14 protein-coding genes are annotated in these 22484 nt (G+C 57.2%); 7 read left to right on the top strand and 7 right to left on the bottom strand.

The features are described from left to right. Positions 1-40 precede the first annotated feature (40 nt). The 4 genes from EP166_RS06600 (at position 41) to EP166_RS06585 (ending at position 8362) form a co-directional block, all read left to right on the top strand. Entirely contained in the window at positions 41-3259 is a 3219-nt protein-coding gene (locus tag EP166_RS06600; protein ID WP_127555969.1) for a glycoside hydrolase family 15 protein, read from the top strand. 238 nt (positions 3260-3497) lie between these two features. Next, on the top strand, positions 3498-5693 hold the full coding sequence (gene malQ / locus EP166_RS06595) for a 4-alpha-glucanotransferase (protein WP_164743841.1): 2196 nt from the start codon (positions 3498-3500) through the stop codon (positions 5691-5693). A 198-nt stretch (positions 5694-5891) separates the two neighbouring features. Further along, positions 5892-6986 carry an ABC transporter ATP-binding protein gene (locus tag EP166_RS06590; protein WP_127555967.1) on the top strand — a complete coding sequence of 365 codons (1095 nt, stop codon included), beginning with the start codon at positions 5892-5894 and terminating at the stop codon, positions 6984-6986. 89 nt (positions 6987-7075) lie between these two features. Then, positions 7076-8362 (top strand): DUF4032 domain-containing protein, encoded by a 1287-nt coding sequence (locus EP166_RS06585; RefSeq protein ID WP_127555966.1) that lies wholly within the window; start codon positions 7076-7078, stop codon positions 8360-8362. Positions 8363-8369: 7 nt separating this feature from the next. Here EP166_RS06585 and EP166_RS06580 read toward each other — a convergent pair whose 3' ends face one another. Beyond that, positions 8370-8546 (bottom strand): DUF6435 family protein, encoded by a 177-nt coding sequence (locus EP166_RS06580; RefSeq protein WP_127555965.1) that lies wholly within the window; start codon positions 8544-8546, stop codon positions 8370-8372. A gap of 330 nt (positions 8547-8876) precedes the next feature. On the opposite strand from EP166_RS06580, the gene EP166_RS06575 reads away from it, so the two are divergent. Continuing rightward, positions 8877-9503 (top strand): peroxiredoxin, encoded by a 627-nt coding sequence (locus EP166_RS06575; RefSeq protein ID WP_127555964.1) that lies wholly within the window; start codon positions 8877-8879, stop codon positions 9501-9503. A gap of 44 nt (positions 9504-9547) precedes the next feature. On the opposite strand, the gene EP166_RS06570 is transcribed toward EP166_RS06575, so the two are convergent. The 3 genes from EP166_RS06570 to EP166_RS06560 all read right to left on the bottom strand — a co-directional run bounded on the left by EP166_RS06570 (position 9548) and on the right by EP166_RS06560 (position 14797). Continuing rightward, on the bottom strand, positions 9548-10750 hold the full coding sequence (locus EP166_RS06570) for an NAD(P)/FAD-dependent oxidoreductase (RefSeq protein ID WP_246026224.1): 1203 nt from the start codon (positions 10748-10750) through the stop codon (positions 9548-9550). 117 nt (positions 10751-10867) lie between these two features. Then, complete coding sequence (locus EP166_RS06565) at positions 10868-13162, bottom strand: GGDEF domain-containing protein (protein WP_127555962.1); 2295 nt, start codon at positions 13160-13162, stop codon at positions 10868-10870. A 123-nt stretch (positions 13163-13285) separates the two neighbouring features. Continuing rightward, positions 13286-14797 (bottom strand): FMN-binding glutamate synthase family protein, encoded by a 1512-nt coding sequence (locus EP166_RS06560; protein ID WP_127555961.1) that lies wholly within the window; start codon positions 14795-14797, stop codon positions 13286-13288. Between the two features lie 125 nt (positions 14798-14922). Between EP166_RS06560 and EP166_RS06555 the strand changes: the two genes are divergently transcribed. After that, complete coding sequence (locus tag EP166_RS06555; RefSeq protein ID WP_127555960.1) at positions 14923-16155, top strand: bifunctional alpha/beta hydrolase/OsmC family protein; 1233 nt, start codon at positions 14923-14925, stop codon at positions 16153-16155. A 12-nt stretch (positions 16156-16167) separates the two neighbouring features. Here the strand turns inward: EP166_RS06555 and EP166_RS06550 are convergent, their stop codons facing one another. Beyond that, positions 16168-17367, bottom strand: a complete 1200-nt coding sequence (locus tag EP166_RS06550; protein ID WP_181952703.1) for a multidrug effflux MFS transporter — start codon at positions 17365-17367, stop codon at positions 16168-16170. A 210-nt stretch (positions 17368-17577) separates the two neighbouring features. On the opposite strand from EP166_RS06550, the gene EP166_RS06545 reads away from it, so the two are divergent. Then, positions 17578-20277, top strand: a complete 2700-nt coding sequence (locus tag EP166_RS06545; protein ID WP_127555958.1) for a cation-translocating P-type ATPase — start codon at positions 17578-17580, stop codon at positions 20275-20277. Positions 20278-20318: 41 nt separating this feature from the next. Here EP166_RS06545 and EP166_RS06540 read toward each other — a convergent pair whose 3' ends face one another. Together EP166_RS06540 and EP166_RS06535 are read right to left on the bottom strand one after the other, a co-directional pair. Beyond that, entirely contained in the window at positions 20319-20774 is a 456-nt protein-coding gene (locus EP166_RS06540) for a GAF domain-containing protein (protein ID WP_127555957.1), read from the bottom strand. A 101-nt stretch (positions 20775-20875) separates the two neighbouring features. After that, on the bottom strand, positions 20876-22462 hold the full coding sequence (locus EP166_RS06535) for an ABC transporter substrate-binding protein (protein ID WP_127555956.1): 1587 nt from the start codon (positions 22460-22462) through the stop codon (positions 20876-20878). Positions 22463-22484: the final 22 nt, after the last annotated feature.

The raw sequence follows: 22484 nt of genomic DNA, 5'->3' as shown, positions 1-22484 counted from the left end.
AGCTTATATTGCAGTCCTGCCCTTTCTGGAGTGTCAAACAATGACCGATCACACTGACCATCTGAACGCTCCCGGACGTCTTGATCAGTATTTCGACGAAGTGTACGCCACCATTTTAAGCCGTCAGGATGCCAAAACCGGTCTGTTTCCGGCCAGTACTGACGTAAACGGTCACGGTGACTACACCGATGCCTGGGTGCGCGACAACGTCTATTCCGTTCAGGCGGTCTGGGGCCTTTGGCTGGGTTACCGGCGCACCAACCATAACCCGGGGCGTACCGAATACCTGGGCGACTGTGTTACCCGGTTGATGCGCGGCTTATTGTCGGCCATGTTGCGTCAGTCGCACAAGGTCGAGCGGTTCAAATACACCCAGAACCCGATGGATGCACTGCACGCCAAGTACGGCACCCAGAGTGGCGACGTCGTGGTCGACGACGACAAATGGGGCCATCTGCAACTCGATGCGACCTCGATTTTTCTGTTGATGCTGGCGCAGATGACCCGCTCCGGGTTGCGCCTGATTCACAGCGTTGATGAAGTGAATTTTGTGCAGAACCTGGTCTGGTATATCGGCCGTGGTTACCGTACACCGGATTACGGCATCTGGGAGCGGGGCAACAAGATCAACAACGGTCACGTTGAAATCAATGCTTCATCGGTTGGCATGGTAAAGGCTGCACTGCAGGCGATGCGCGGCCTGAACCTGTTGCACGACGCTCACAGCTACCGCGGTGTCATTCATGTGGTACCGGATGAAATCGCCCGTTGCCGAACGACGCTCGAAAACCTGTTGCCGCGCGAATCCCTGTCGAAGGAAGTGGATGCCGCCTGTCTGTCGGTCATCGGTTACCCGGCGTTTGCCGTGGAAAAGAAAAGCCTGGTCAACACCACCCGCGAACACATACTCGACAAACTGGCTGGCCGCTATGGCTGCAAGCGTTTTTTGCTCGATGGCCACCAGACAGTGCTGGAAGACCATGACCGGCTGCATTACGAACCGGAAGAACTGCGGAATTTCGAAAACATAGAATCCGAATGGCCACTGTTTTTTGCGTTTCTGTATCTCGATGCTTTGTTCGCCGGAGACCATGAACGCAGCGACGAATACCGGCTTAAACTGGATGAGTTGCGTGTCGAAAAAGACGGCCTGTGGCTGCTGCCAGAGCTGTATTACGTCGATCAGGAACACATCGATGCCGAACGGGCAGAACCGGGCAGCCAGCCACGCGTGGCCAATGCCAACGTACCTCTGGTGTGGACTCAGTCGCTTTATGTACTAGGTTGCCTGGTGCACGAAGGCCTGGTCACCACCGATGAACTTGACTTGGTTGCCGCGCACAAACGCATCGGCCGCAAGCAGCGGTCGTCGGTACTGGTGGGACTGCTCGCCGAGAACGAAGTGGTCAAAGAGCGGCTTGCGGCACGCGGTCTCTGGTCGGAAACGGTCGACCAGCTGGACCCGGTGCGGGTGTTGCCGCCACTGGAACTGGCGCGGGTGTTCAATGTGGTTGGTCAGAACCGAACGCTAGGCCTGACCGGTCGCCCACAACGCCGGCCGCGCTCGCTGGCAACAGCACAGCTTTATCAACTGGGTGGCGAGAGCTGTGTGTTTCTGCCCCAGTTCCAGAATCGGGATACATTTTATCTGGCGTCCGATAACCAGCTGCTGTGTGAAAAAATCCAGGCAGAGCTGAAGTACGTCAGCCGTCACTGGAATCAGGACAAACAACCGCTGATGATGCTCTATCTGACGGACACCATGACGACCGCCCGGGACGCCGGGGCGGTATTCGATTTGGTTGCCGAACTGAGCACCGGTAGCTGCAACGGTGTCACCGTGCGTACCGGCCCCTTGCTTGAACTGCTGAACGACGTCGGCACAGAACGCATTGATGATTTGAACGATTATTACGTGCCAGACGCACTGAGCCTGGTGCGACTGCGCCGAAAGAACTGGTTGCCCGAGGCTGATCAGTGCCAGCCGGTTCAGCCTTCCGTACTGTCGTTGCTGGAGCCGAGCGAAAACCTCGATCAGCAACGCGACCGCCTGCAAAACAGCACCAACCTGCGCGAACAGATGGACATCATTACCGACTGGGCCCAGGTGCATGGGCTGGATTTCGAACCCGGCATTGCGCCGCGGGTTACGGTCAAGGTACTGCTGGAAGAGGTCTATCGCAAAGCCAGTTGTCGCCATGAATGGAGTGTGTTGCGCAAGGCCGCCGGTGTGCTTGGCAAATACTGGGGTGGCCTGGAAGATTCGGTGGCCGAAATACTGGCGCGCCAGCGCATTATCAATGTTGGCCGTGCCTATTCCGACCAGGGGCTGATTCGCATGCCGCTGAGCAACCGGGAAACGCTGGCGCTGATTCGTCAGAACTGCGGTGGCGACGTGCGCGAAGCCATACTGAACCAGGAGATTCTCGTCATTCTGTCGGTCATTATGCGCGGTGAGCCCGAGCTGTTCGACGGCATGATGACCATACGACCGGGCCATCTGGCCCAGCTGATGATGGGCCGATTTGCCCAGGAAGCCTCACTGGAGCCTGACCAGGCTTTTGAGCGCCTGGCGGCGATGAGTCCGTTCGACATCCAGAGCCGGATTCGCGACATTCTGGAAAGCTATACCGAGGAAGTGGGTCGGTTGTTTTCCACCGAAGCGCTGCATTTGCGCAGTCTGCCCGGTGTTTTGCACCGGGCCGATTCGGTTGCAGAGGGTTTGCCAGGCGCTACGACCGAGAACGAGGTAGCTGACTGGCAGAACTGGCGTGAAGAGCAGGGTGTGATGCCGCGTTTCCCTGAATCTTTCCATCAACGGCTCTGGTCGGTTTTGCAGCAATGCCGGGGCGTTGTCGTGGGAGACCGGTTTGATCCGCGCAGCCGACTGCAAAGTGATCTGGTCACCAGTCATATGACCGGGGGCGAACCCCAGTTTGCGCAACTGGTCGAGCGATTGCTCAGCCAGATAGAAAGCGCGGAGTATCGCCAGATGTCGGTCGAAGCGCTGGCAGCACTGATGGCCTTTGCCGAAGCGAACCCGCTGCTGGAGCTAGACGACTTTGTGATTCTCGATGTGGTGATCTCCCATGCCGTGCGCTTAAGCTGGCAGCACCATCATGCCAGCCAGGCAGATGCCTACAACCAGTTCCGCGGAGAAGCCTGGCAGCAGTTTTACCAGGCACCGCCCGAGACCGTACGCTACTGGCTGCTGGAATCGCTCGCCTATTTGGTAGAGAACGCACCGGAAATGGCCTGATAAGGCGCTTAGCACTGCTTCATCCTGCCGGGGGAATCCTCCCGGCGATAAATCCGTCCGGCCCGGTGCATACGAACCGAGAAAACCGGGCCAAGGCTCGCTACACTGGCTAGACGGGTGACTGGCCCCGGAGCCTGGTGCGATACCAACGACTCAACACATCGTCGCATGCAGCGTCCGCAGCCGGTCAGGATTGAACCGCACTTTGACTGAGGTTTCTATGGCGACTGGGGTTTCTATGACGACTGGGGAGCTGGTCAGCAAGCTTGCTCACTTGCGCAACATTTCCTCTACCTTTCAGGACTATCGCGGGGTCGCTACGCAAGTCGATGCGGCCAACATTGAACGCATACTCGCCGCCATGGGCTATGACCTCGACGATGACGCCGGGCTGGCACAGCGCGCCATGCAGCTGGATCAGCAGCAATGGCAGCAACGTCTTGAGCCGGTGGTGGTGCTTAACCCGCTGCGCGGTCACGACCTGAACCTCTACCTGACCCGTGATGAATGCCATCAGACCGGCCATTGGCGTATTGAATTTGAACAGAACGTGCCTGCACGCGAAGGGCAGTTTGATCCGTCTGAACTGACGCAAACCGGCGACTACTGGATTGGCGATACCGAACACCTGCGGCTGGCACTGCCGCTGCCTTTAGATTTGCCCGAAGGCTACCATCGCATCTATTTGACCCTGGCCGGTCAAACCGATGAAACAGCCCTGATTGCGACCCCGGCCACCAGTTTTCAGCCTGAGCCGATGGCGCGGGGTGATCGCGTCTGGGGGTCGGCTATTCAGTTGTATACACTGCGCTCGTCGAACAATTGGGGCATTGGCGATTTTGGGGATCTGGCCGAACTGGTCGATACCCTGGCCGATCAGGGGGCGGATGTGATCGGCCTGAACCCGATTCACTCGCTCTATCCGATCAATCCCGACCATGCCAGCCCCTACAGCCCGTCGAACCGCAGCTATGTTAATCCGCTGTACGTGGTCATTGAGCAGGTGCCCGAATTCCAGTCAGCCACTGAGCTGCAACAGATATTGGCGGGTGCTGAGATGCAAGCTCAACTCAGTCGTCTGCGCGATCAGCCCATGGTCGACTACCGTGGCGTCAGTGCTCTCAAATACCAGGCACTGACTGAACTCTACCGGGTATTTCGACGAGACCATTTGGGCCAGAGTACCGATCGGGACCGTGCCTTTCAGGCGTTTGTCGAGCAGCAGGGTGACCCTCTGCGAGAGCATGCCACTTTCGAAGCCCTGCTGGCGCATTTTCGCCAGCAAGATCCCATGGCCTGGGGCTGGCCGTGCTGGCCAGAGGCGTACCAGGATCACCACAGCGATGCGGTACAGGCGTTTGCCGCCGAGCATGACGACGACATTACCTACTTTCAGTACCTGCAGTTTGTGGCTGACGAACAGCTTCAGACCATTGACCGGCAAACCAAAGCGCGCGGCATGCGCATCGGCTTGTACCGTGATCTCGCGGTAGGTGCCGACCGGGGCGGGGCGGAAGTCTGGGGCAACCGCGAGAGTTTTTGCCTGAATGCCGCAGTCGGAGCCCCGCCGGATGCCCTGGGGCCCAACGGTCAGAACTGGGGCCTGCCGCCGTTTGATCCGATTAAACTGAAAGCCCAGGGCTACCAGTCTTTTATTACCTTGTTGCGCAATAACATGCGCGCCTGCGGTGCCCTGCGTATCGACCATGCCATGGCGCTGTTGCGGCTCTGGTGGTGCCCGCCCGGTGAGTCGGCGGCCTATGGCGCCTATGTGTATTACGACCTGTACGATTTGCTCGGCATTCTGAATCTGGAATCGCAGCGCAACCAGTGCATGGTCATCGCTGAAGATCTGGGTACCGTGCCGGACGAAGTGATCGATACCTTTCCGCGTGCCCAGCTGTATTCAAACAAGGTCTTTTACTTTGAAATGGCCGATGGCGTCTGCACACCGCCGGAAGACTACGCCCAGCGAGCCCTGGCCATCGTCTGCAATCACGACATGCCGACGGTGCATGCATTCTGGGCCATGTCGGATCTGGATCTGCGCCAGCAGTTGGGCATGTTCGCCACCGAGGCGGATTTTCAGGGCGAACGCGTCGCGAGGTCGAAGGCCAAACAGGCGATCATCGATGCCCTTGCTGTCTATAACCGACTACCGGACGGTATCTCCAGCGATGCCGGGAAGGTGCCTGACATGACGTTGCCGCTGTGTCTGGCAATCCATCGGCATCTGGCTGCCTGCCACTCGCAAATTGTGGCGGTGCAACTGGAGGATCTGATGCTGATCAACGCGCCGGTCAATATCCCCGGAACCAGCGATGAATACCCCAACTGGCGTCGGAAACTGACTGAAACCCTGCCGGAGTTGTTCTCAAAACCGGCGATAAAGGCCTTTTGCCAGCAGCTGAACACCCTGAGAGGTGACGGCTAAGGCTCATTCCAGAGCGGTTTGGAAGGAAATTACAGCGTTAGGTCCGGATTCGGGCTTGCAATTGGTAGTATTATTACGGCTATAATGGAGCCATTCGTCGGATGAGTCGATAATGCCTGTAAGAAAACTACAAAGGCACTTGAAACATCCTTTGCCCCGGCACTGGGTTCGTATAACGACAAAAATGAGTGGAAGCTGATGGCTAGCATAAAATTTGACAACGTAGTGAAGAGCTACGGCGACGTAGACATCATCAAGGGTCTCGATCTGGAGATCCGCGACAAGGAATTTATGGTTCTGGTTGGCCCGTCTGGTTGTGGTAAATCAACCACGCTGCGGATGATTGCCGGCCTGGAAGAGATCACCGATGGCAAGCTGTACATCGGCGACCGGGTGGTGAACAACGTCCACCCGAAAGACCGCGACGTTGCCATGGTGTTCCAGAGCTACGCCCTCTATCCGCACATGTCGGTCTATGAAAACATTGCCTTTGGCCTGCGCTTGCGCAAGCTGCCCAAAGACGAGATTGATCGTCTGGTCAGCGAGGCCGCTGACACCCTGGGCCTGACGCCCTTGCTGGATCGTAAGCCCAAAGCCTTGTCCGGTGGTCAGCGTCAGCGTGTAGCACTCGGTCGTGCCATCGTGCGTAAGCCGTCGGTGTTTCTGTTTGATGAGCCGTTATCGAACCTTGATGCCGAACTGCGGGTGCACATGCGTGCTGAAATCGCCAACCTCCAAAAGCGTCTGGCCATTACTTCGGTGTATGTAACGCACGACCAGGTTGAAGCCATGACCATGGGCGATCGCATCGCGGTTTTGCACGACGGTAACCTGCGTCAGGTGGGTACACCGCTCGATCTGTACGACAACCCGCAAAACGTCTTCGTCGCGCAGTTTATCGGCACCCCGAACATGAACATCCTGAAGATGACCGTTTCGGACGACGGGACCGAACTGACGCATCCGGACATCACCTACAAAACGCCAGAGGCCTGGAAAGCGGCTGTCAGCGAACGTAAAGGCAAAATGGTCTACGTTGGTTTCCGTCCTGAGCACATTCGTGGCGAAGGCGAACACGACTGGAAAAACGTTGCTGAAATTAAGTCCACGGCACAAATCGTCGAAACCCTGGGCCATGAAGTGGTTGTACACGCCAAGCTGGCCAATGACGACAAAACCATTGTCGCCAAGATGGATGTGCATAAGACACCAAAGGTTGGCGACGACCTGGTGTTGTATGTGAACGCCGACAAACTTCACATTTTCGACGGCGAAACCACTAACCGTCTGTAACGTCGGTTTCGCGTTTACAGCAGTGTGTAGTGCCCATAAAAAGCCGGCTTGTTAGCCGGTTTTTTTGTTTCAGTGTCAGGGAATCTTCCATGAAAATACAAATTCACTCGCCAAGCCACTACATTACCGATCTGCGATACCCCTGGTCCAAGCACCTGACGCAATGGCCACCGGAGCTTTTTGTTGAAGTTGCGCGAGGCATTCATCGCAACGTGGTTCGTTTTATCAGCAACAAGGGGCGGGTCTACGCACTCAAGGAACTGATGACGCCCATCGCCCGCAATGAATACAACTTATTGCGCGAGATGGAGGAAATGGGCTTACCAGTGGTCGAACCCGTCGGCCTGGTTACCAACCGGGATGAGGGCGTCTCTCAAGCCCGGTCTAGCTTCAGTTTGGTGGGTGATAGCATGGACATGAGCAACCGTGCGCTGCTGGTCACACACTACCTGGAAGGCGCGCTGCCGTACCGCATCATCATCCAGCAAGGCATCACCATGGAGCAGCTCGGCCAGATGCTGGATGCTCTGGTTGAATTACTGGCCCGGCTGCACCTCAGTGGTATTTACTGGGGCGATTGCTCGCTCTCCAATACGCTGTTCCGGCGCGATGCGGGCCTGATGGCCGCCTATCTGGTCGACGCTGAAACCAGTGAAATCTATCCGACGCTCAGTGATGGTCAGCGTGCCTACGATCTGGAACTGGCCGAGTTGAATCTGGCCGGTGACTTGATGGATCTGGAAGCGGCCGAACAGCTCCCGGCGGGGTCCGACCCGGTTGAATTGGCCAATTCGGTGGTCGACCGCTACAACAAGCTCTGGCGGGAACTGACCCATGATGAAATCTTCGAGCCCGAAGATCAATTCAAAATTGAGCAGCGGGTGCGACGGCTGAATGACCTGGGCTTTGATGTGGAGGAAATGGAAATAACCACGGTCGACGATGGTCAGCGCGTGCGCATGGTGCCAAGGGTGGTGGAACACTGGCATCACCGGCGCCGGCTGAACAGCCTGACCGGGCTGCAAGTGCAGGAAAACCAGGCACGCCGGCTGCTAAACGACCTGAGCCGCTACAAAGCCTTTCTCGCCGAACACGAGGGCCGTGACATTCCCGAGCCTGTGGCTGCCTATCGCTGGTTGTCCGAAGTGTTTAACCCCAGCCTGCAAAGCATTTCCAGCGATTTGAAGGGCAGCCTCGATGACGCCGAAGTCTTCCACGAAATTCTCGAGCATCGCTGGTATCTGAGCCAGGCTGCCGGGCGTGATGTCGGCCAGGCGGCAGCGACAGAAGACTACATCAACACGGTGATGAAACGACGCAAAGCAGGAGTGTTCAAGGCGGGTGACGATCCGTTTGTGAAAACCACTAAGCGCTAGCGTTGGCCTACTTTTTGTCAGCCTGAGCTGTTTGCAGCTTGCTGTACAGCTTGTCAGCTTCTTCAGACAGCATGGAATAGCTGCGGATGTCGCCATTGCGTTGCGCCTGCTGGGCTTCCGTCAGCTTTTTTTCGTAGGCTTTTTGCAAAGACTTGGTGGTATCTCGTTTCAGAAAACTGAGCATGTTGACTCCGATTGACTATCGTTTGTTTCATATACGGTCGATTCTCTGATTCGGGCCACTGAACAGGTTTTGACTCAGGGTGGCGTTGTCAGTATATGTAAAAGGCCTTTAAAAAGTGCTAACGGGACCAGATGTATGGAAGAGCACGGGGCCGCATCGTGGTGCTGTCAGAATGCCGCCTGATGTGGATCGGTATATCCCTGGATAGTCAGTCACTATCGACAGCATAGTAATAGAATTGCATTGATATTAGAAATATCTAATATAATGAGTTGTAAGGATGGCACATCACCGTGCTTTCACGTTCTCACTGTAAACAGGAGCAAGACGATGACATTACGATTAGGCGATACCGCACCCGACTTTACCGTTGAGACCACTCAGGGAAAGATCACCTTCCACGAGTGGCTGGGCGATTCCTGGGCATTCTTCTTCAGCCACCCGGCTGACTTTACGCCTGTGTGCACCACCGAGATGGGACGCACGGCGCAGCTGTCTGACGAGTTTGCCAAGCGCAACGTCAAGCCGTTGGGGCTGTCGACTGATACGGTTGAAGAGCACAACAAGTGGATCTTCGACGTCAACGACACTCAGAACACTACCCTGAACTTTCCGATCGTCGCTGATGCCGACCTGTCGATTGCCAAGCAGTACGACATGATTCACCCCGGCGAAAGTCAGACAGCGGCTGTTCGCTCAGTCTTCATTGTCGACCCGAATAAAAAGATTCGGCTGACGCTGACCTACCCGATGTCGGTGGGTCGTAACTTCGATGAAATTTTGCGGGTTATCGATGCCCTGCAGTTGGGTGATGCCAAGCGGGTTGCAACGCCAGCCGACTGGCGTCCGGGTGACGACGTAATCATTCCGCCGTCGATCAGCAACGAGGAAGCCAAAGACATCTTCCCACAAGGCTGGAACGAAATTCGCCCCTACTTGCGCACCACCAAAGTCTGATTTCTATTCAGGCAAAAAAAACCCCGGTTAACCGGGGTTTTTTATTAGGGGCTGGTTTTCACCAGCCATTCTCTGCCACGCATCATCAGGTTCCAGTAAACCCAGGGAAAACCTGTGGTTTTCATCCACCAGTAGAGGCTGCGCGGTACTCTTGGGTCCAGCGGAAAGCTGGGTTTCAGGCTACCACCGTAACCGAATTCAGCGAGCACCACCTTTCCAACTTCCACTGTCAGCGGGCAGGCACCGTATCCATCGTAAACGCCAGGCATGGCCTGTTGTTTTCTGGCAGCCAACAGATTGTCTGCGACAATCGGTACCTGTTTGCGAACTGCAGCCGCCGTTTTCGCATTGGGGGCAGAGCACACGTCGCCGAGCGAAAAAACGTTGGTATAGCGAGTATGTTGCAGTGTCTTCTGATCGACATCGACCCAGCCGGCTTCGTTGGCCAGTGCGCTGGAGGCGACAACATCCGGCGCGCATTGCGGCGGTGTTACATGCAGCAGATCGAACGTGGTTTCTTCAACACTGCCATCGCCCTGTTTGAACCAGGCTTTCTTTGCGGGGCCATCCACTCTTATCAGCGTACTGCTGAAACAGGTTTTTACACCGTACTTTTTAATATAGCTTTCAAGAACCGGCACAAAGTCAGCGACGCCGAACATGACCGCACCGGCATTGTGAAACTCGACATCAACGCCCGACAACCGGTTTTCCTTAAGCCAGTAATCGCAACTGAGATACATGGCTTTTTGCGGCGCCCCGGCACATTTGATTGGCATGGGTGGCTGGGTGAACAGCGCCCGGCCTGTTTTCAGTTTTTGCACCTGATCCCAGGTATAGGCAGACAACTCAGTGACATAATTCGATGTAACCCCGTTCTGACCCAGGGTATCCGCCAGGCCTTCAATGCCCTCGAGGTTCAGTTTCAGGCCCAGGCTGACGACCAGGTGTTCATAGGCCAGGGTTGTACCGTTATCGAGGTCAATTTCGTTGGCGTCAGGCTTGAATGCGGTGACGGCGGCTTTGATCCAGTCGACACCCGGGGGAATAAACGTATGAGTCGGTCGCTTCAGTTGTTCCAGCGACATGACGCCGCGTCCCACCAGTGTCTGACCAGGCTGGTAAACGTGGGTCTCAGACGGTTCGATAATCGCGATGGTCAATGACGCATCGCGTCGCTTCAGCGATGCTGCGACGGACAGGCCAGCAGCCCCTCCGCCGGCGATCAGTATCTGGTAAGTCTTCATCCTGTTCCCCTTGTGCATGGGCGAGTTAACACAACAGCATCTTATTAAATAAGAAAAAACTAATATTAGAGAGAATAGGGCGCATTGGGCTAAACGTCAACTGTGGTATTTAGACGATCAGTTTGTGGGGCTGCGGGTGGTGCTGTGCGCCGGACGGGTGGGGGTACGCACCTGGTTACGACCGGAATCTTTCGCCTTGTACAGGGCATTGTCAGCCAGAACCAGCAGTTCGTCCGGGTCGGTGCAGTGCTCGGGCCAGGTTGCAATGCCGGCCGACAGCGTCAGATGCCCCAGGTCCCGGTTTTCATGGAAGATGGGTACCTGATTCACAGCAATGCGAATTTCTCCGGCCAGGGCTTCGGCATCGGCCGAACTGGCACCGGGCAAGATGGCAATGAATTCTTCCCCGCCATAGCGGCACACGACATCGGTTTCGCGAAACCGGCTGCGCATGGTGTCGGCGACCAGGCGCAAAGCTTCATCGCCGGCCTGGTGACCGTATTGGTCGTTGAACTGTTTGAAGTGGTCGAGGTCGACCATGATGAAACTCAGCGGCACCTGAGTGCGCAGTGCAATGGCCGATTCCCGGGCATAGAGCTCATTAAAGAATCGCCGGTTCTTCAGACCGGTGAGCGAGTCCTCATAAGACAGCGTCTCCAGCCGTTGCCTCAGGATCAGACTCGACAGCACCACCCCTACTTTCTCCATTGCCTGGCGAACAGATTGAAACAAATGACCGCGCCCGCTGCGGCGTTCGCCCTCGGCGACTTGTTCAGGCAAGGCGATGATCAACAGGCCAAGCACGTCAGAGCCCCGGTCGACATCTTCCACGGTAATGGGGAATACCCAGTAAGGAAAACCGTCAATATCGACCCGTGCCTGACTCATCGGGTCCAGGTATGCAGAGGCTGAGATGCCGGGGAGGTCGCTTCCTGGCCAGGTATCAGGCAACTCCGGTCCATGCTCGCCCCATCGCGACTGTAACGTGAATACCGGTTTGGTGTTAAGGCGACGATAGAGCGCGCCAACCAGAGGTTGCGTGTAAGCGGGCAGATCTGAGGCCAGGTTGTCAAAGCCCTGCTCCAGGGATTGGCTGGCGTGCAGGCGGGTGACCATGTCATTGAGCAGGAGGGTTTTTTCATGCTCATAAGACAGAATTCGGGTACGCAAGCGCTCCTCGTCAGCCAGAGTTTCGAGCTTGCGGGTACGTTCATCGACTCTCAGTTCCAATTGTTGATTGAGCGCGTAGAGCTCTTGGCGGGTTTGGTGATACTGACGCAGCGACACCAGAGTGATGACCAGTGAAAACGCCAGTCCCCCCCAGCTCAACGGGGTTTGGTTCCAGGGCAAGAAGCCGTGGGCGACCGCCATGTCGATAACCAGCAGGGCCGAGTAAAGTGCGAAGGTGGCGATGATTGCCTGTTGCTCCCGGCTTACCCGTCGCAAGTTGGGAACGACTAAAACAAACAGCAGGGTCAGTGTCGCCAGCAGCAAATAGTCAAAAACGTAAAACGCCGAGGGCAAAATAATGACGCCGAGCAATGACAAACCGAGAGCACCAACAACGTACAATAAATGGCCTTGCCAAAGCTTGCGAATCAACCCCGTTCGGGATTCAGGCAGCCATTGTTCCAACAGCAAACCAATGGCCACCGGCAACATGAAGTAAGCGCCCGCGGCAACGTAGTCCCAGACAATAGGCTGGTACAACAGCAACAAACTGGCCGGGCTTTCGGCGGTGACCATCAATGCCGAGGCCAGAGCAAACAGGCCCACACTGACAAAGGTTCGGCGCTGGGTTTCGATGAGCGCAAAAAACAGCGCAAGCGCGGCGATAATCAGGGAAAAGGCGCTGGCGGCCAATGCGTCTGCCGAATCGACCAGCAGGGTGAGAACCTGATCCTGTCGACTGTTCAGTTTCACCTCGCCCCAGAGGCCGATGTCGCTGTAGCTCGAAAAGATTCTGAAATACAGGGTTTTGCCGCTGTACCCTTCCGGCAGAGGCACCATATGCCAGGGCCAGCCCTCAAAAGACCCCTGGCCCTGTTCATCGAAGGTGCCATAGCGGTAAATCCGTTCACCCTCGAGGTAAACCTCGGTAATCAGGTCAACGCTATAAATGTAGAGAATCGGGTCTCGCCATTCATCCGCAGGCAGGGTGACCCGGTACCACACATTGGTCTGGCCATCGCGATTGGGCGGGTTGGACGGAAAATCGATGGCCTGCCACTGGCTGCTGTCGGCCGGGTCGTCGGACCAGCTTGGCTCGCCGTTGGCGTTGAAGGGCGAATCGCCCCAGCGGTATTGCCAGCCCTCGTCGAGTGGTTGCCCTGACGCATGCGCCTGAAGCGGCTGCAACCCGAGCACAAGGGCGGCAGCGATCAGCAGCGTTCGCACAAAAAAATATCGCATCAGGGGTACTACCACAGCCAACAGACATATTAGTAATTAATGATAGTAGCAGCCTGTGGTGATTGCCTTAAAAATTGACGGTGGATCACCGGTTTCAGGGCACTGCAGTCCGTCAGAGTCTCCCTAGTTAACCGAATTCAACGGAATGCGGTTTTGGTAGAAGTAATCCAACGGGGCCGATAAGCCATTGTCGGTTACCATGCGCACGTGTTTGCGTTCCAGGTCGGAGGGGCCGGGAACGCCACAGGAGTGGGCAATCATTTCCAGAAAATACACCATCTGCCGATGGTAATGGGCCACCCGCGCGGCCTTGTCGGCCGGTACCAGGCCGCGTTGCAACTTGGGGTCGTGGGTGGTGACGCCTGTTGGGCAGGTATTTCGATTGCACTGCAACGCCTGAATGCACCCCAGCGAAAACATGAAGCCCCGGGCTGATACCACGTAGTCGGCACCGGTTGCCAGCGCCCAGGCGACTTTGCTGGGCACCATTAACTTGCCGGATGCGACGATTCGGATTCGCTCGCGCAGGCCACTGGCGATAAGCTGGTCGACCAACCACGGCAGGCTTTCCCGAATAGGCAGACCGACGTAATCCATCAGCGGCTGTGGCGCCGCGCCGGTACCGCCATCGGCACTGTCGAGGGTAATGAAGTCGGGTGCGAACTCGGGGCCGCGTTCGCGAATCAGCTCAAACAACGCAACCAGCCAGTCGGTATCACCCAACACACATTTAAAGCCAACCGGTTTCCCGGTAACTTCTCTGATCCGGTGGATCATCGCCAACAGGTCAGCGTTCGAGGTAATGTCCAGATGGCGGTTCGGACTGATCGAATCCTGACCGATGGGAATGCCCCGGATCTTTGCGATTTGCTCCGTTACCTTATCGCCGGGCAGAATGCCTCCTTTCCCTGGTTTGGCCCCCTGGCTGAGTTTGATCTCGAACATGCGGATCTGGTCATGCGCTGCCAGGGAACGCAACTTGTCGTCGCTGAGTTCACCTGTCTGGTCCCGAACGCCGTATTTGGCAGTACCGACTTGAAACACCAGGTCGCATCCCCCCTCGAGGTGAAACGGTGACAAACCGCCTTCGCCGGTATTCATCCAGCAGCCGGCCTGTTTGGCCCCCCGGGAAAGCGCCTGTACGGCTGGCTTGGACAGGGCCCCGTAACTCATGCCGGAAATGTTAAAAAAGGATTGGGGTTCATAGGGGTGACGGCAGCCGGGACCGATGCGTTTGGGTTGCCAGTGGGCAGCGGTGTCACTCAGCGTCGGGAAGGCCGAATTCATAAACATCACCGTTCCGGTTGGCTCCAGCGAGCGGGTGGAACCAAAGGCGATGGTGTTATCGAGGTCTTTGGCCGCGCGGTAGACCCAGCTGCGTTCGGCCCGGTTGAACGGCAGTTCTTCGCGGTCCATGGCAAAGAAATATTGTCGAAAGAACTCACCCATGTGTTCAAAAAAATACCGGAAGCGACCCACCACCGGGTAGTTGCGGCGAATGCTGTGTTTACTCTGATTGCGGTCGATCAGATACAAAACCGCCAGGGTGATCAAACCAGCCAGCAGCGCCAGTACCAGTAACAGCCCCAGCGCGGCCAATGAGATCAGGCCCAGATTCAGCAGATTACTGCTCATCGATTGTCCTCAGTTTGAGATTTTGGAGTAGCCTACCAGAGGATGGTCGGTTGAGGGCGGTTTCCCTTACGCCCTGGCGAATGTGCTAGTGTGCTGGTCTGTTTTTTTTGTTTCCGGGAGCGACCATGACACGCCGTAAAATCGAGTTCACCAACCGGGAGGGTCATACCCTGACCGGTGCACTGGAACAACCGGATACCGGCCCTGTTCGGGTAATGGCCCTGTTTGCCCATTGCTTTACCTGCGGCAAGGACGTAGTCGCCGCGACCCGCATTGCCAGTGCATTGGCGGACCAGGGGATCGCCGTATTTCGCTTCGACTTTACCGGCCTGGGTGGCAGCGACGGCGATTTCGGCAACACCAATTTCAGTTCCAACGTCGACGATTTGCTCGATGCCGCTGAATTTCTGACTGAACACTACCAGGCCCCCCGACTGTTGATTGGCCATAGCCTGGGTGGCGCGGCCGCACTGGTCGCGGCCTCCCGGCTTGAATCGGTAGAAGCCGTAGTGACCATTGCTGCTCCATCAACGCCTTCGCACGTTCAGCATTTGTTTGCCGATCAGCACTGCGACATTACCCGGGACGGCCAGGCCGAGGTGGATATTGGCGGTCGCCACTTCAACATCAGGTCGCAATTACTGGAAGACCTTGAAGACTGGTCATCACGCAACCTGGTTGCCACCCTGCGCAAGCCCTTGCTGATTTTCCATTCACCGGTTGATGCCGTGGTGCCGGTCAGTGAAGCCGCCGAGCTTTACCAGGCGGCCATGCATCCAAAGAGTTTTGTGTCACTCGACAACGCCGATCACCTGTTGTCAAAGCGCGCAGACGCTGATTATGTTGCAGCGACACTGGCGGCCTGGGCCAGCCGGTACCTGGAATTTGGCGATGAAGCCACGCCGACAGATCGGCCCCGGGTCGCAGAAGACGAGGTCATCGTGACCGAACAAGACGCGCGTTTTCTGCGCGGCCTATACACAACACGGCATGAAGTACTGGCCGACGAGCCCGAAAGCAAAGGCGGCACAGATCAGGGCCCAACCCCCTATGATCTTTTGCTGATGTCGCTTGGCGCCTGCACCTCCATGACCTTGCGCCTATACGCCAATCACAAATCGCTGGCTGTCAGCGACATTCAGGTACGGCTGCGGCATTCACGGATTCACGCGGAAGACTGCCAGGATTGCGAGTCGAAGAGCGGCCAGATTGAACAACTGGAGCGTCACATCAGCTACAAGGGCAACCTGACCGAAGCCGAACAGCAACGTTTTCTGGAAATCGCCGATCGCTGTCCGGTGCATAAAACCCTGACCCGGGAAATACGGATCAGAACCGAAGGCGGGCAAGAGGAATAGCGTGAAGCCGGATTAGGTCGTAGCGGGCAATCGAATCCGGGCGGCAAATCCCCAGCCAAAGAGGGCCACGGCAATGCCGCAAAACCAGATGCCCAGAGCCATGGGCAAGGGTGATCCATCCATGGCCTGGCCCAGCCAGAGCCCGATCAGGAAGGAACCCAAGACCATCACCAGGCTGCTCAGGGCCGATGCTGCCCCCGCCGCATGAGGGAAAGGCCCCATAACGCCGCTTTGTGCACAGGGCTGGTTAATGCCATGCCCGATCATGAAAACGTAAAACGGCAGCAGCAACGCCCAGAGTGAGGTAAAGCCCAGCACCACCAGCAGAATCATCACCGAACTGCCCACCAGCGCAAAGGCGCCGCCGACCACAACGGTACGCTGAATGCTGACGCGCAGCAGCAGCCGACGGCACAGCAAGGTGCCGCTGATGTAAGACGCCGACATCGAAAACATGATGATGCCGTAATGTGTTGCCGACAGGCTCAGATAGTCCATAAACACAAACGAAGACGACGCCAGAAACACATAAAGGCCGCCGTAGGTGGCGGCCTGCAGCAGTGCGTAAGACCAGAACGTATGGTGAGTCAGAATGCCGGCCCAGGTGTGCACCAGGCGGCCCGGCCGCAGCGACTGGGTGCGCGGCTCGCGCAATGTCTCTTCCAGACGAAAAGCTATTAATAGCAACACAGCGAAGCTGAATGCGGCCAGAAACACAAAGGTAAACTGCCAGCCGAGATAGGCGGTTAACAGGGCGCCGAGCGGCGCGGAAATACAGGCCAGAACGCCCAGGCCGGACAAGCCCCGGCTGAGCGCGCGCGCCGACTGGACCGGGTCGTCAAACAAGTCGCGCACCAGGGCCCGGGCACACATCACTGCCGCGCCCAGAGCAATGCCCTGAATCAGGCGCCAGCCAATCAGCCACTCCATGGCCGGTGCCAGTGCCGCGCCTATGGCCGACAAGGCGTATAAGCCAAGGCCTGCCAGCAAGACCGGTCGACGGCCATAGCGGTCGGATACCGGCCCCCAAATCAGCTGGGACGCGCCGAAAGCGAGCAGCATGACCGACAGGGTTAGCTGGGCGTGGGCGACCGTGGTATCGAACGACGCGGTGATGTACGGCAGGGCAGGCAGGTAAAGGTCGGTCGTGAACGGCTGCAAACCCAGCAGGAGTGTCAGAATCAGGATCAGAAAAGCAGGGTTTACAGCCATTAACATACAGTCCTTGCCGGTGAGCGTTATCGTGCCAGCACTATATCGCAGAAAGGCTGGCCTCGCTGGAACGCTGCTGTCTGGCTGGGTGTACGATGGGTGAGAGAACTGGGGAGTTATTCAGAGGCTCCCTAGCTTTGCAACCGGCTGTCGATCCCGTGATACTGAATCCGGTTACCTCATTTTGCACCGCCCAAGCAGGATTCCGCCATGAAGGCCGTCGACTATTCCCAGGATCTGGATACCGTCTTTGCCCACCTGGAATCCAGTGCCGAAGGGCTGAGCGCCGCAGAGGCGGCAGAGCGCCTGACGCGCCTCGGTGCCAACGAAATCACCTTTCGCAAGACACCTGCCTGGCGCCGGATGCTGGCGCAGTTTTATGACCCGATGGTGATTATTCTGCTGGTGACCGCGGGCATAACGACCACCCTGACGTTACTGGGCGAGCACATGTTGCCAGACACCCTGGTGATCATCGGCGTGGTGGTGCTGAACGCGCTGCTCGGGTTTGTGCAGGAGGGCAAGGCCGAAGGTGCCCTGGATGCTCTGCGTACCATGCTGGTACAGGAATGCCGGGTCATTCGTGCCGGCAGCGAGCAGCGCCTGCCCGCCCGCGAACTGGTACCGGGAGATCTGGTAGCGCTTGAAGCCGGCGATAAGATCCCGGCGGATGTTCGATTTGTTCGCGTCAGTAACCTGCACGTCGATGAATCGTCGCTGACCGGTGAATCCGTACCGGTGCAGAAAATAACCGGCGCTCTGAGCGGCCAGGATCTGGTGCCCGGCGATCAGCGCAATACCGGTTTTTCCGGCACCTACGTCAGCCAGGGAACCGCCACTGCCGTGGTGATTGCCACCGGCCATCAGACTGTATTTGGCCAGATAGCGGGCATGGTGAAATCCGCTCAGGTCAAGATCACCCCGATGCAGCGCAAGCTGAATGAGTTTGTACGCAGTCTGATCATTGCCATATTGGGGGTGGGTGCGGTCAGCTTCTTCTATACCCTCTATCTCGGGTTTAGCATCAGTTACGGCTTTCTTGGGGCGGTCTCGCTGGTGGTGGCCTCTATCCCCGAAATGTTGCCCGCGCTGATGACCTCCATTCTTGCGCTCTCGGGCGTGGTGATGGCCCGGCGCAAGGCGCTGATACGCCATTTGCCAGCCGCAGAAACCCTCGGAGCAACCACGGTCATCTGCTCCGACAAAACCGGCACCCTGACCGAAAACCGAATGACAGTGACCCGGGTATACGCCGGTGGCCAGGTGTATGACGTCAGTACCGGTGGAACGCCACTCGAAGGCGAATTCAGCCTTGAAGTCCCGGTCGATGTAGCCGGTCATCCCGCCTTGTCGACTTTGCTGGCCGCCGGTAGCTACTGCAATAACGCCCACCTTTCGGGCGACGGTGGCACCGGAGACCCGACGGAGATAGCCCTGCGCCAGTCCGGTCACAAGGGGGGTGTCCGTCTTGAGCAAATCCGTCGGGTGGAGGAGATCCCGTTCGACTCCAGTACCAAATTCATGGCGGTGCTGGTTGATACCGACCAGGGACGTCAGATCTGGGTGAAAGGAGCCCCGGAAGTGGTGCTCGGCATGTGCGATCAAACCCTGGATGCACAGGGCCAGACGGTCAGTCTTGACAGCACTCGGGTCACCGATCAGGCCACCGCCTTTGCCAGCGATGCGCTGCGTACTCTGGGGTTTGCCATGAAGTCAGTGCCCGCCGATCACGCCGACCTGCGCCATGAAGACCTGGCCGGCCTGGTGTTCGTCGGCCTGCAGGGCATGATCGACCCGCCCAGAGCTGCCGCGAAGGACGCCGTGGCAATCTGCAAAGAAGCCGGTATTCGTATTGTGATGATCACCGGTGACCATCCGGATACCGCCCGGGCCGTGGCACAATTGCTGGGCATTGAAGCCGACCGGGCCGTCACCGGCGCAGAACTGACCGGCATGAACGAGACGGATCTGCGCAACCTGGTTGAATCGGTTTCAGTATTTGCCCGGGTGGCGCCGGAGCACAAGAAAGCCATCGCCCGGGCGTTGCAGGCTAATGGGCATGTGGTCGCGATGACCGGCGACGGCGTTAATGATGCGCCAGCATTGAAAGCCGCTGATATTGGTATTGCCATGGGCCGCAGTGGTACCGAAGTCGCCCGGGAAGCCGCCGATATGGTGCTGCAGGATGATAATTTTGCCACCATCGTCGCAGCGGTCGAAGAAGGTCGCCACGCCTGGAACAATGTGCAGAAGGCCATTTTGTATACCCTGCCAACCAATGCCGCCCAGGCGTTTCTGATTCTGGGGGCTGTGTTGCTTGCTGCCCAGGTGCCGCTGTTTGGCGTGCGTTTTGTGCTGGAGCCGGTGCAGATTCTCTGGATCAACCTGCTCGATTCGGTGCTGCTTACCATGCCCCTGGTGATGGAACGCAAGGAGCCCGATTTGCTCAGGGCACCCCCAAGAACAGCAGATGAGGGCATCATCAATGCGCGATTCGTTCAGCGTTTGCTGATTATGGGGCTGGCCATTTCGCTACCGGGCTTTGCGCTCTATTACTATTTTGGGGCACCGGCGGTGGTGGGCGGTCAACTAGTCGATGCCTTGCTGCTGACCCAGGCACAGACCGCCGCATTCTGGGGCATCTTGCTGGCGCATATCGGGTACGTAGTGTCTGCCCGGTCGCTGAAACAGTCGGCCTTCAGCTTCAGCCCCTTCAGCAACTACTGGTTGCTGGGCGGCATTGCCACCAGCATTGGGATTCGGCTGATTCCAACGGCGATACCGGCTGCCAACGAGCTGTTTCGCACGGCGCCTTTTCCGCTGGCCTGGTGGCCCTATATTCTCGTGTGTTTTTTCCCGAGCTTTATCGCCATCGAGTTGTTAAAACGGTGGGAAAAAAGGAAAGGGTAAGCGGGGCAGTTGCCCCGTTTGTGTTCTTGAATATTCGGATGTCAGCCCAGTTCCTTTGCCAGCGCGGTAACCAGCGCCTGATGATGAGCGTTAACCAGAGTCTCCAGGGCGGCCACGCGCTCTGGTGTGAAGTGGTTTTTGCCATCCAGAAAGTTCACGGTGCCGACAACCCTTTCCTGTTCAATGACCGGAACATTCAGGACCGACTCACAGCCGAGTTGATTGATCAGTGGGTGGTCGGAAAACACATCGGAAAAACCGTCGGTGGAGTTGGCAACGAACGACTGCTTGGCGTCGATGACCTGGGCACTCCAGCGGTCCTGTCGCATTGGCTTGGAACCGGTTGCCGGATAGTCGGTTGGATGAGAGGTGTAAGCTCTGCGCGCTAGCCCAGCGTCGTTGTCCAACACCATGATGGTAAACAGTTTAGCGCCTGCGATGGTTTTCGCTTCCTGATGCAGTGCCTTATAAATTGGAGCGGATGAATCGAGTGTCATTGCGTATCCAGCGTTATTTTTGAAAAGAATTAAGTCAAAAAAAGGGGGCGCAGAGCGCCCCAAGTCGTACATTATGAAGGTAATGCGGTTGTCGTGCCGTGTTACTTGGTGACCAGACGGTAGAACACATAGTCGGAAATGGCACCGTTAACAAAGCCTTGCACCTGATTTGCCATCGCGACCTGTTTGGTGGCCTGGAACATGATCACAATGGGTGACGACGCTTGTACACCACGTTGCAACTCTTCATACATGGCCAGGCGCTGGTCTGAATCTTGTTCACTGAGTGCCGCCATGGTCATTTCATTCATCGCATCAGACGGCTGCCAGCCGTTGCGCCAGGTTGTGGTGCTCTGGTAGTTGTCGTCTGAATTGTCGCTGTTGTAGGAAAACGCCTTGGCATTCGAGTGCGGGTCCATGAAATCCGGGCCCCAGTAAAGCAGCATGGCTTCATGGGTGCGGGCGCGGTACTTGGTGATCACCTGAGCACCGGTGCCGGGCAGAATCTCAAAGTTCAGACCGACGGGCGCAAAGGTGGCTTGCAGGGCCTGAGCCATATCGGTGAACGGCGCTGAGTTGATGACATCCAGCGTCATCGTCATGGGCAAGTCGAAACCGGCGTCTTCAAGAATACTGCGGGCCCGTTCCGGGTCGTAGGTGTAAGGCGTCTCGGTGACGGCGCCCGGGAAGCCGGCAGGCCAGAAAGCCTGATGCACGCGCATCTGGCCGTTCAGGAAGGAGTCAGCCATGCCGTTGTAGTCGACCAGGTAACGGGCCGCTTCCCACAAGGCTTCAGACGTCAGTGCATCGTTCATCTGGTTAAACGACAGGAAGTGCACGGCGGCTTGCGGAAAGGTTTCAACCCGAACCTCGTCGTTACCGGCCAGGCCGCTGACCTGGTCTGGTGTCAGGTTCATGGCGATGTCGACATCGCCAGAGGTCAGCAGCAGGCGTTGTGTGGCAGCTTCTGCGACATGACGAATGATCACCGAATCCATTTCCGGCGCGCCGGCAAAGTAATCCGGGTTTGCATCCATAATGAGCAGCTCGGCGGGGCGGTAGGTGCGCAGCTTGAAGGGGCCGGTGCCGGCGGAGTTCCGGTTCAGCCAGCTGTTACCCATGTCGCCATCAACGGCCTGGGCCTTGACGGTCTCTGCATCGACGATGGATGCCGGGCGAGACGCCAGCACGTTCATCACGAACGAAGGCGCAAACTCACCTTCATAACGCACCGTCACTTGGTTGCCATCAGCGGTGACCATGTCCAATACGTTGTCGGGTGTCCAGCCGAGCTGGGTCAGGATGAAGGATGGAGCCTTGTTCAGTTTGATGACCCGTTCGAACGAGTACAGCACGTCGTCGGCGCGCAGTGGATTGCCGGAATGAAACGTTACGCCATCGCGCAAGGTGAAGACAATTTCCTGATCGGCAGCATCAATTTCCCAATCGGAAGCCAGCCCGGCGACCAAAGTTGTGGTGTCTTCAGCGTCGTATTGCACCAGTTGGTCGTAGACGTTGGCGACAAACTCACCGGAAGAAAATTCGTAAGCCTGGGCCGGGTCGATGCTGACAATGTCGTCGATGTTCTGGGCAACGACCAGGGCGTTGTCGGGCGTGGCTGCCGAGGCGTAGGCGCCGGTCATCGTCAGCAGCGCGGCGGCTGCGACGGTTTTAAAGCGGTTAACCATAGTTATAGTTCTCCAGAGTGTT

This window comes from Saccharospirillum alexandrii (assembly GCF_004000275.1).
Taxonomy (GTDB): domain Bacteria; phylum Pseudomonadota; class Gammaproteobacteria; order Pseudomonadales; family Natronospirillaceae; genus Saccharospirillum; species Saccharospirillum alexandrii.
This window is presented reverse-complemented; position numbering and strand designations above follow the sequence as displayed.

Bases quoted from the DNA above. Each gene is read 5' to 3' on its own strand.
- EP166_RS06600 (WP_127555969.1), top strand. From the start codon at position 41: ATGACCGATCACACTGACCATCTGAACGCTCCCGGACGTCTTGATCAG.
- EP166_RS06585 (WP_127555966.1), top strand. From the start codon at position 7,076: ATGAAAATACAAATTCACTCGCCAAGCCACTACATTACCGATCTGCGA.
- EP166_RS06560 (WP_127555961.1), bottom strand. From the start codon at position 14,797: ATGAGCAGTAATCTGCTGAATCTGGGCCTGATCTCATTGGCCGCGCTG.
- EP166_RS06545 (WP_127555958.1), top strand. From the start codon at position 17,578: ATGAAGGCCGTCGACTATTCCCAGGATCTGGATACCGTCTTTGCCCAC.
- EP166_RS06590 (WP_127555967.1), top strand. From the start codon at position 5,892: ATGGCTAGCATAAAATTTGACAACGTAGTGAAGAGCTACGGCGACGTA.
- EP166_RS06535 (WP_127555956.1), bottom strand. From the start codon at position 22,462: ATGGTTAACCGCTTTAAAACCGTCGCAGCCGCCGCGCTGCTGACGATG.
- EP166_RS06575 (WP_127555964.1), top strand. From the start codon at position 8,877: ATGACATTACGATTAGGCGATACCGCACCCGACTTTACCGTTGAGACC.
- EP166_RS06540 (WP_127555957.1), bottom strand. From the start codon at position 20,774: ATGACACTCGATTCATCCGCTCCAATTTATAAGGCACTGCATCAGGAA.
- EP166_RS06570 (WP_246026224.1), bottom strand. From the start codon at position 10,750: ATGAAGACTTACCAGATACTGATCGCCGGCGGAGGGGCTGCTGGCCTG.
- malQ (WP_164743841.1), top strand. From the start codon at position 3,498: ATGACGACTGGGGAGCTGGTCAGCAAGCTTGCTCACTTGCGCAACATT.
- EP166_RS06555 (WP_127555960.1), top strand. From the start codon at position 14,923: ATGACACGCCGTAAAATCGAGTTCACCAACCGGGAGGGTCATACCCTG.
- EP166_RS06580 (WP_127555965.1), bottom strand. From the start codon at position 8,546: ATGCTCAGTTTTCTGAAACGAGATACCACCAAGTCTTTGCAAAAAGCC.
- EP166_RS06550 (WP_181952703.1), bottom strand. From the start codon at position 17,367: ATGGCTGTAAACCCTGCTTTTCTGATCCTGATTCTGACACTCCTGCTG.
- EP166_RS06565 (WP_127555962.1), bottom strand. From the start codon at position 13,162: ATGCGATATTTTTTTGTGCGAACGCTGCTGATCGCTGCCGCCCTTGTG.